The sequence below is a fragment of the Desulfosporosinus sp. I2 genome (genome assembly GCF_000960765.1).
GTDB lineage: Bacteria > Bacillota > Desulfitobacteriia > Desulfitobacteriales > Desulfitobacteriaceae > Desulfosporosinus.
Window position 1 is genome coordinate 1 of the sequence record NZ_JYNH01000266.1, and the last position, 1899, is coordinate 1899.

Below are 1899 nucleotides of genomic sequence, written 5' to 3' on the forward strand. Positions count from 1 at the left end.
CGGTGGTTGTCAAGATAGTTGTCGCATTTGACCAAAATTACTTACTCACTAAATGTGTTAATCACGACGAAACAAGCCCGGGCGCTCGGCGCTTGCCAGAAGGAACTTTTGTGATCTGCGGATCAAAAAGTCCCTTCGGTCCTTCAGCTTACTTGTTCGCTAGTGTCACTGGGATGCCAGCGCGCATATCCTCGGCCTTCAGCCTGCGGTATCCCGCGTGACACCCTGACACTTAACTCATTACTTCATTAAATAGAACTATGACGCATCCGTTTTAGACTCAACTTGATCCTCAGCCTGAGATTTCTCTGGATTAAGCCATACTTCATTGGGCAAGGACCAGTCCCTTGTTTGACGTGTCCAACGTTCCGGATGACGAGCTTTTGCAGCCTCATAGAGCTGGTGCCGTTTCTTAAGTATCTCTTCTCCCTGGCCACTGTGACGCTGGTGTGGCGTGAGGAACTTGATACCACTATGGTGATGGTTGTAGTTGTACCAATGGACAAATTCCTTGACCCATGTCCTGGCATCATTAATCGTTGCAAATCCTCCCATTGGATAGCTTGGACGGTATTTGCAGGTCTTGAAAATAGACTCCGAATAAGGATTGTCATTACTAACCCTGGGGCGACTCCTAGAAGGCGTAATACCCAATTGATAGAGCGTTTCCAGCATGGCCGCGCCTTTCATAGGGCTTCCGTTATCTGAATGGAGGACTAAAGGACCTTCTTGTCTGGTTATAGCCTGAGCCATGACAGCCCGCCGAATGAGTTGACTGGCGTGTTCTGCTGATTCTTCGACCCAGACTTCCCATCCCACAATGTCTCGGCTAAAGATGTCTAGGATGAGGTATAAATAGAAGTAGAGTCCTCTAACTGGGCCGGGCAAGTAGGTAATATCCCACGACCATACGCGATTGGGTTCGGTAGCACAATGCGTGGATTTAGGTTTGCTGGAGGGTGATTTGCAACGACCACGATGATTCTGTTCACCTGCTTCGTGCATGACTCGATAGAAGGTTGATTCGGAGGCGATGTAGATACCTTGATCCGCAAGAATCGGGACAATTTGACTGGGTGGCAAACTTTGAAATTCAGGTTGGTTGACTACTTCTAGAATGTCTTTGCATTCTGCTTCCGTGAGTTTATTCGCCGGTTCAGGACGCTTTGCCAAGGGTCTCTGATCTGCTTCAGGAGCTCCGTCTTTACACCAACGTTGCAATGTCCGTACCGATATACCAATTTCTTCACAAGCTAGCTGTTGGCGTGCTCCGCTTGCTACTGCTTCTTCTACCAGCTTAATAATTATGCCGCGATTCACAGTGCTGGTCAGACTTCCTCGTCCTTTGGTCCCCAAATCGCATTGATGTTTTTTCTTAGAACTAACAGGGCTGCTGTTTCAGCTAGTGCTGACTCTTTCCGCTGGAGTTCCTTCTTTACTCGCTTTAGTTCTTTTTCGGTTTCTTTTTCTCGCCGTTGTGAAGTGGCTAGTTCCTGGGCCACACCGCCGTTCGCCTGTATGCAGTTGTCCTGCCAGGACTTAACCTGCTCAACATACAAGCCTTTCTTGCGGCAGTATTCTGCTAGTTCGATCTCACTGAGTGTGGATGTCTCTACCACGATGAGATACTTGTCGCGTGTGCTCCACTGCTCACTTTGCTGTTCACCAGCAGGGGCCGCAAATCCTTTTCCCCGTATTTCCTTCCGCCATAACTTCAAGGTCCCCTCCGGGACACCCGTCTCCTGCTGAATCAGACTAAGAGACTGGTTGTTTGGTGGTAACATCTTTGCAATGATAGAACTTTTTAACTCTTTTGGATATCTCATGCCGTTTCCCCTCCTGTGTTCCTTCAAGGATACTTTTCCTAAGTCTCTACGTCAACTATCGTAACACAGGGGG

General features: G+C 48.4%; 2 protein-coding genes. One reads left to right on the forward strand and one right to left on the reverse strand.

Annotation, left to right across the window (positions count from 1 at the left end):
- Window positions 1–221 (forward strand): hypothetical protein (locus UF75_RS29720; protein WP_045577321.1); only part of this gene is annotated, 221 nt, incomplete at its 5' end.
- Between the two features lie 37 nt (window positions 222–258).
- Here UF75_RS29720 and UF75_RS25530 read toward each other — a convergent pair.
- A protein-coding gene (locus UF75_RS25530; protein WP_242860435.1) for an IS3 family transposase occupies window positions 259–1826 on the reverse strand; the annotation gives its coding sequence in 2 pieces (ribosomal slippage) (window positions 259–1347 and window positions 1350–1826; 1566 coding nt in all).
- Window positions 1827–1899: the final 73 nt, after the last annotated feature.